Origin of the sequence: Neobacillus drentensis (assembly GCF_036966985.1) — a bacterium.
GTDB classification, from domain to species: Bacteria; Bacillota; Bacilli; order Bacillales; family Cytobacillaceae; genus Neobacillus; species Neobacillus drentensis_E.
In genome coordinates this window covers 269-6,913 of the sequence record NZ_JBALSN010000488.1, presented here as the reverse complement: position 1 = coordinate 6,913, position 6,645 = coordinate 269, and the positions used below count along the sequence as shown (strand labels likewise).

The 6,645-nt window shown below is 37.9% G+C and carries 10 protein-coding genes; 6 read left to right on the top strand and 4 right to left on the bottom strand.

Going from position 1 to position 6,645, the window contains the following annotated elements:
• On the top strand, window positions 1–682 hold a 682-nt coding region (locus V7659_RS26060; RefSeq protein WP_335543004.1), incomplete at its 5' end, for a helix-turn-helix domain-containing protein.
• A 182-nt stretch (window positions 683–864) separates the two neighbouring features.
• A complete protein-coding gene (locus V7659_RS26055) occupies window positions 865–1,101 on the top strand; it encodes a hypothetical protein (protein ID WP_335543003.1) in 237 nt (78 codons plus the stop codon).
• A gap of 154 nt (window positions 1,102–1,255) precedes the next feature.
• Here the strand turns inward: V7659_RS26055 and V7659_RS26050 are convergent, their stop codons facing one another.
• Entirely contained in the window at window positions 1,256–1,882 is a 627-nt protein-coding gene (locus V7659_RS26050; protein ID WP_335543002.1) for a YcnI family copper-binding membrane protein, read from the bottom strand.
• 186 nt (window positions 1,883–2,068) lie between these two features.
• Here V7659_RS26050 and V7659_RS26045 point away from each other — a divergent pair, with 186 nt between their 5' ends.
• The 3 genes from V7659_RS26045 (at window position 2,069) to V7659_RS26035 (ending at window position 3,774) form a co-directional block, all read left to right on the top strand.
• The gene (locus V7659_RS26045) at window positions 2,069–2,869 is read left to right on the top strand and encodes a sensor histidine kinase (RefSeq protein WP_335543001.1); all 801 of its coding nucleotides are present in this window, start codon (window positions 2,069–2,071) and stop codon (window positions 2,867–2,869) included.
• Complete coding sequence (locus V7659_RS26040; RefSeq protein ID WP_335543000.1) at window positions 2,869–3,510, top strand: response regulator transcription factor; 642 nt, start codon at window positions 2,869–2,871, stop codon at window positions 3,508–3,510. Before V7659_RS26045 ends, V7659_RS26040 begins: the two co-directional genes overlap by 1 nt.
• 138 nt (window positions 3,511–3,648) lie before the next feature.
• Window positions 3,649–3,774, top strand: a complete 126-nt coding sequence (locus V7659_RS26035) for a hypothetical protein (RefSeq protein WP_335542999.1) — start codon at window positions 3,649–3,651, stop codon at window positions 3,772–3,774.
• Window positions 3,775–3,894: 120 nt separating this feature from the next.
• On the opposite strand, the gene V7659_RS26030 is transcribed toward V7659_RS26035, so the two are convergent.
• Window positions 3,895–4,077 (bottom strand): hypothetical protein, encoded by a 183-nt coding sequence (locus V7659_RS26030; RefSeq protein WP_144555993.1) that lies wholly within the window; start codon window positions 4,075–4,077, stop codon window positions 3,895–3,897.
• A 245-nt stretch (window positions 4,078–4,322) separates the two neighbouring features.
• Here V7659_RS26030 and V7659_RS26025 point away from each other — a divergent pair, with 245 nt between their 5' ends.
• The gene (locus tag V7659_RS26025; RefSeq protein ID WP_335542998.1) at window positions 4,323–4,892 is read left to right on the top strand and encodes a DUF6241 domain-containing protein; all 570 of its coding nucleotides are present in this window, start codon (window positions 4,323–4,325) and stop codon (window positions 4,890–4,892) included.
• 62 nt (window positions 4,893–4,954) lie between these two features.
• Here V7659_RS26025 and V7659_RS26020 read toward each other — a convergent pair whose 3' ends face one another.
• Window positions 4,955–5,770, bottom strand: a complete 816-nt coding sequence (locus V7659_RS26020; RefSeq protein WP_335542997.1) for an ABC transporter permease — start codon at window positions 5,768–5,770, stop codon at window positions 4,955–4,957.
• Window positions 5,767–6,645, bottom strand: an 879-nt coding sequence (locus V7659_RS26015; RefSeq protein WP_335542996.1) for an ATP-binding cassette domain-containing protein, incomplete at its 5' end; no start/stop codon positions are given. The genes V7659_RS26015 and V7659_RS26020, both read right to left, overlap by 4 nt.

The window sequence follows — 6,645 nt, the reverse complement described above, 5'->3', positions numbered from 1 at the left end:
AAATGATACAATGTGGAAACATCTTTTAAACACTAGTAACGGCCCTTTCCTTGAAGTTGGTAATACCATCCAGTTTAATCACTTTGATAAAATTTCAAATGAAAACTTCGAAAAGTTAATGACTATTATTGAATCTACTAACTTACACGTAAATAATCGACTGATCTTTATTTGCGAAAGGACATCTGAAGGTATTACATCAGAATTCTATAAAGAATTAATGAATCGAATGAATTCTATAAGTTTCCTTCTACCTACCTTAAGAGAAAGAAAAAATGAAATATCAGCTATATTAACGATGTTTTTAAATAAGGTAAATATTGAAAACAATACGGATATTATCGGGTACGAACCCAATGCTCTGGCTACTCTTTCGCAATATAATTGGCCAGGTAATTTCATACAATTAAAACATGTTCTAACCGAATTAGTCTACTTATCTAAATCGCTATATATAACTAGTAATAATGTCAATAGTGTTTTGGGCAAACAAAAAATTGTTGAAAATATTTCTTATTCAGAAGATGGAATGAATATTCCATTTAACAGCAGCAAAACATTACATGAATTTAATTTAGATATAATCAAGCAAGTACTTGATCAACATAATGGCAACCAAACTTTAACAGCTGAGCAGCTTGGTATCAGTCGAACAACGTTATGGAGATATTTAAACAAATAAAAAGGGGTCCGTCCTACATTTTCGAAAACTACACAAACGTTTAATTAAAAGTTACCTCAGCTCGCAACTTCAAAAAAGTTTGATTATCGTCAAATCATGAAGACTCATGAGGTAGTCTTTTACCGTATACTTGACTATGGATACAGGAAACCGATTACCTTAAGGGCGGAGAGGATTATGGTATGAGAGTAGTAACAAAGTTTAAGATTGATGAGCTGGAGATTATTAAGGTCTACACTGGCAAAAGTTTAACCATTACAGTAGAAATCTTCACCGTTCCTGAAGGCTACAAAAGCTTTGCAACTAATTCCTACGAATGCCATGATTCTTTAACAGGAATCGGGTTTCATAAAGATAAAAAAGAGAGTGCTAAATTTGCTGTCAATGATTTACGTGAATTGACAGCGTTTAAGGAATAATACGCAGATTCTTTAAAGCCATGCTGGGACAACAAAATGGTTCTTTTGTGAAGAATTAGCCTCCAAGATTCTAATACTGTCACCAGCGTGGAGGTCTGACCGCAAAAAAAGAACAGTTGGCCATAAAAAGACCACTGCTCTTTGTTTCTAATTATTATTTTTTACGAATAGCAATGACACTCGCAACTACTGAAATTAAAAGTGCAAGCCCTGATAAGATTAAAGGTAGAGAGTCGCTTGTTTTCTCTGTCTTTGTTTCTACTTTTTCAGTCTTTTGAGTTTCTTGGTTCGTACTCTTTGCATCATGATGATCTTCTGTTGAACCTGCTACAATTTCTGTGATGGAATGTGGAGATTCGGAACTTTCATCTCCTGTCCACTCTACAATACTACCATCTTTATAATATTGAAAAGCATCCCAAGCTGCTTTTGTTGCATTGTCTGGGTTTTTTCCCACAAAGGTAAACTGTTGGAACTGACCTTGTAAAATTCCTTCCCCTGTCGCTTCAAATGTAAATGATTTTACAAGACCATTCGCATCTTTTTCATCAGAATATTTCCATCCTGGAACTGGCTGATATGATTTAATTTCCACTCCTGCCGGCGCTTTAATCGTAACCTTTGTTGTCGGCACATTCTTTTCAACAGGAACCTTAACTGTATACGTTTCCCACGCACCTGTTGTAGATTGTTTAGGCATTACCGTAACATGGGCACTTGCTACACTTGCAAATAAAAATAATCCTAAAAAGGTTGGTAATAATAGTTTAAAAACTTTCATGTTTTTACTCCCCCTATAATGAACTTGATAATATTAATTTACATTAGACAGGGTTAATCTATATATGACCCATAAGGGCTAGTTTCTTTGAAAAGTGTGACATAATTTTGACAGAAAATCTTTTTTTTAAAACATTCTGTTCATGTTACTATTAAAATAAATTCAAGAATTATAGGGGAATTATCAATGGTATACAGAGATCTTAAATGGATTACGATTTTAATTCCCACCATTCTTATTGGTGGATTTGAGTTTTTACGGCACAGCGGCCCTTTCCTTCAAGGCATGTCAATGGAAACAGGAAATTATTTTATTACAATTTTAACATTTATCGTTTCCTTCGCTTTTTCAAACTGGATGTTTAAGACGATTAAGGAACAAAACCATCGCATATCTTCAGAACGTGAAATACGTGCTATATACGAAGAACGTGAAAGGCTGGCAAAAGAATTACACGACAACATTGCCCAAACATTATTTTTATTAAATGTTAACTTAAAAAAGGGAAAGCTTAATGATGCACAGGGGTTAGTTAATTCAATTGATTCGAACCTCAGACAAGCCATTTACAATTTACGGACTAGTCCCTCCGAACACGTTACTCTTTCAAAAAGAATTGAGAGTTGGCTGGATGATTGGAATACGGTTTCTGGTATAGATCTAAAAATTTCAATTAGTATACATGAAAACTATTTTACTCCCGCAGAAGAAGTTCAACTGTTTAGTTTGATACAAGAAGCATTCACAAATATAAGAAAGCATTCCGTTGCAAATTGTGCATCCCTTCACTTCAAAACCCGTCCAAATGATTGGAAGCTAATCATAGAGGACAATGGAAGAGGATTTTCCGAAAATGAAATTTTGCCAAGCAAATACGGGCTTCTTATGATGAAAGAGGGGGTATCCAAATTAGGAGCTGCCATCGATATTTCCTCTGAAAAGAATCTTGGCAGCAAAATAATAATTAAAGGAGTCAAGAAACAATAATGGAAAATTACCGGATATTAATTGCGGATGATCATCCTCATGCGCGTCTTGCCATCACCGAAATGCTGGAGGGGGATTCTCTATTTTCTATTGTGGGGCAGGCAACGAATGGAAAAGAAGCGATTGAGTTCTGTGAAAAACTGTTTCCAGATATATTATTAATAGATATTCATATGCCCGTTTTGAGCGGATTGGAAGCAACGAAAATAATAAAAGAAAAATTCCCATATATAAAGGTTATCATTTTAAGCGTATCAGATTATATCGAGGATTTATTTACTGCTATACAGTATGGAGCTCAAGGATATTTACTGAAAAATATGGATCCTGATGATTGGCTGCAATACTTACGCTCTATTATTGAGGGGTCAAATACAACTGCTAAAGATTTTGCAGGAAAACTTCTCTATCAGTTTAGAGAACGGGATTTACAAAACACTCCATCCATTAGTTCATTAACACCTCGTGAAAAAGAAATACTTCTATTAGTTTCAAAAGGGTTAACAAACAAACAAATAGCCGAACAACTGTTTATTTCTGAGAATACCGTAAAGAACCATATGAAAAACCTTTTGGAAAAACTGAATCTAGAAAATCGAGTACAGCTTGCATCATATGCTTTAAAATATATCACGAAGTAGTTAAGCGATAGTTAAATAATTCCTTTCTTTAAATATCTATTAATCTTCGACAAAATCCGAGGCGTGACAGGCACCGGTATTTAATATCAATTGATTGTACAAACTAACATTATTCTAAATTTTGGAGGGAGTATTTGGATGGAAGACAATCACAAGGAAAATACCAAAATTGTTTCTAATGATGCAATAAAAGGGAAGCCCTATCTTGATATTGATCGTGTAATTACTGAGGGGAAATCTGGACATTCACAAAAAGAAAGATAATCTCAAAACGCCACAGGGGAGGTTCACATGGCTTCTTATTATGGTTGGAATGGCCAACAGAACCTTCCCCTCGGCTCCTCTTCAGCGGCCCCTACCGTGCATGAAGGAACGAAAATCGACCTACTCTTCAGTTTCAAAGCGCTTATTTATTTTATGATAGAGATCCGTACCTTTAGGGATACTATAAAGCTCCTTTTCTCCATCGAATTTTATTCCGATACCTCCACTCGGTTGTTTCCATATGCGATAAGTACCTACGATATACTCGTTGCCACTTTCCTTCTTGATAATCTGCTTTTCCACATTTAACCCTCCTTTAGATTGTCAGTATTCTATTCTAAATAGTAATTCTTTGCTAGAGTACTTACAAGTAATAGATTCAAACCACAATTGTCCCGAACCGACATCCTTTCTAATCTATTAAATTCAAATTCAGTAACATGTCGATAGCTGTCTTCTTTGGAAGGATTATGTTAACTAAATAAACTAGAATAATTCTGAATTTTTTGTTAAGTTAAAACTATCCACTATCAATAGGGGGGAATGAAGTGACAAAAGTATCAATCATAATTGGGATTATTTTGGCCATTTTAATAGGCGTAAAATACGGAGGATTTAACTTCATTGACACTGGGGCCGAACCTGAAAAAAAACATGAGAAAGTAGAAGCGAAAGCTGTTCAAGATACTGACAATAAAGAGAAGAAGAAAGTGGACAAGCAGCAGACAGCCAAAATTGGCGGAATTCAATATGATATTGGGATTGATGATAGTAGTTCACAAGATGCGGTTATTGAAGTGATGCACAAAATGACACATCAAAAAGTGAAAGCGAAAGAAAAGTGGGGAGCCATTCCTATGATCCCGGATACGATTAATCAAGTTTATAACATTGTGAAGAACAGTGAGTTTGAACAAAAAGATGATTTGCTAGCCATTTTACTTAAATGGAAAAAGGGCACTTTTTCTGAAATAGATGATGACCACAATTATTTCTGGACCTACCAAGGAGGGACGGTCGGCGAAGCTTATGGAATCATGAGCAAATCAGAAGAAGAAGCTTTCATCCTAAATAATTTCAAAGAAGAAGATCTGGTAAGTGAAGCAAGCTCCCAGTAATAATGAAAAGGGTCAGTCCCCCGCTACGTTAAAGCAGCGGGGGACTGACCCCATTATTATGTCTATGCTCGGCGCATATAAGCACGTACTGTGATTGGTGCAAAGATCGCTACTATGACAGCAGCCCCAATGAGGGAGATGCCGAAATCCATGCCAATGTTTCCAGAATTGGCAAGCTCTCTGACAGCTGTCACGAGATGTGAAACTGGGTTTAACTTCACGAACCACTGAAGCCAATTAGGCATGGTCTCAACTGGAACAAAGGCGTTAGAAAGGAACGTAAGTGGAAACAGCACGAGCATCGAGATTCCTTGTACGCTTGAAGCCGTACGTGCAATCACGCCGAAGAAGGCGAAAATCCAGCTAATTGCCCAAGAGCACACAATCACAAGCAGGCCAGCGATGGCGACAAAACCTAGACCACCATCAGGTCTATACCCCATAATATATCCCATAACAAAAGTAAGCACAGTAGCAATGGTATACCGAATGTTATCTGCCAGCAACGCTCCTGCTAACGGAGCAATACGAGCAATCGGCAAGGACTTAAATCGATCAAACACGCCTTTATCCATGTCCTCACGCAGCTGGACGCCAGTGACAATTGAGGTTGAAATCACCGTTTGAACAAGGATACCAGGAATAATGACTGGTAAATAGTTCTGTACGTTCCCAGAGATAGCCCCGCCAAAAATATAAGTAAACATCAAAGTGAAAATGATTGGCTGGAGCGTAACATCAAACAATTGTTCAGGTGTGCGGCGAATTTTCAACAACCCACGATAGGCCATGGTAAACGAGTTACGGACTGCTTGACTGAAGCTTGTGTTATTTTTTAATTGGCGATCAGAAAACGACTTCATCGTATTGTTCTTCATATGCCAACCTCCACTTCTTCTCCCGATTTACCTGGCAATTTTAATGTGTCCTCTACCCCATGACCAGTAATATTCAGAAAAACTTCATCGAGTGTTGGTTTTTGCACACTCAACTCAGCCAATTGGATTCCTGACTCCCGGAAAGCGATAAGTAAGTCAGTCACTTTATTAGCATCCGCCATTGGTGCAATAATCTTCACACCTTCGGACGACACACTGGACTTAACTTTGAGTACCCGTTCAACCGTTTGACGAGCGTCCTCCATATCTTTTGTATCTTCCAATCTCAATTGTAACGATGAGTTCCCTACTGACGCTTTTAATTCGTCCACAGTTCCCTCGGCAACAACTTTGCCATGATCGATAACCGCTATCCTATCCGCAAGTTCATCTGCCTCTTGTAAGTACTGTGTAGTTAACAATACCGTTGATCCCATCTTTACCAATCGGCGGATGGTCTCCCACATTTGATTACGTGTTCGTGGATCCAGTCCAGTCGTCGGCTCATCCAAGAAGATAAGCGGCGGCTGTGTAATGAGACTTGCTGCTAAATCTAATCTGCGACGCATACCACCAGAGAAATTTTTCAAAGGACGTTTGGCAGCTTCTGTTAATCCAAATTCCTCTAGCAGCTCGTTTGCCTTACGCTTTGATTCTGCACGTCCTAGTCCTAACAGTCGAGAAAAGATGACCAAATTCTCCGTAGCACTAAGTGACTCATCTACTGATGCGTACTGGCCAGTCACTCCAATGAGTTGACGGACAATCTGTGCCTCTTTCACTACATCGTGTCCAAAGATTCTTGCTGTGCCCTCATCGGATCGTAAAAGTGTCGCCAGCATTCTGATCGTGGTTGTTTTCCCCGCTCCATTGGG

Coding starts and splice junctions, on each gene's coding strand:
- V7659_RS26050 (WP_335543002.1), bottom strand. CDS start 1,882: ATGAAAGTTTTTAAACTATTATTACCAACCTTTTTAGGATTATTTTTA.
- V7659_RS26020 (WP_335542997.1), bottom strand. CDS start 5,770: ATGAAGAACAATACGATGAAGTCGTTTTCTGATCGCCAATTAAAAAAT.
- V7659_RS26055 (WP_335543003.1), top strand. CDS start 865: ATGAGAGTAGTAACAAAGTTTAAGATTGATGAGCTGGAGATTATTAAG.
- V7659_RS26035 (WP_335542999.1), top strand. CDS start 3,649: ATGGAAGACAATCACAAGGAAAATACCAAAATTGTTTCTAATGATGCA.
- V7659_RS26040 (WP_335543000.1), top strand. CDS start 2,869: ATGGAAAATTACCGGATATTAATTGCGGATGATCATCCTCATGCGCGT.
- V7659_RS26045 (WP_335543001.1), top strand. CDS start 2,069: ATGGTATACAGAGATCTTAAATGGATTACGATTTTAATTCCCACCATT.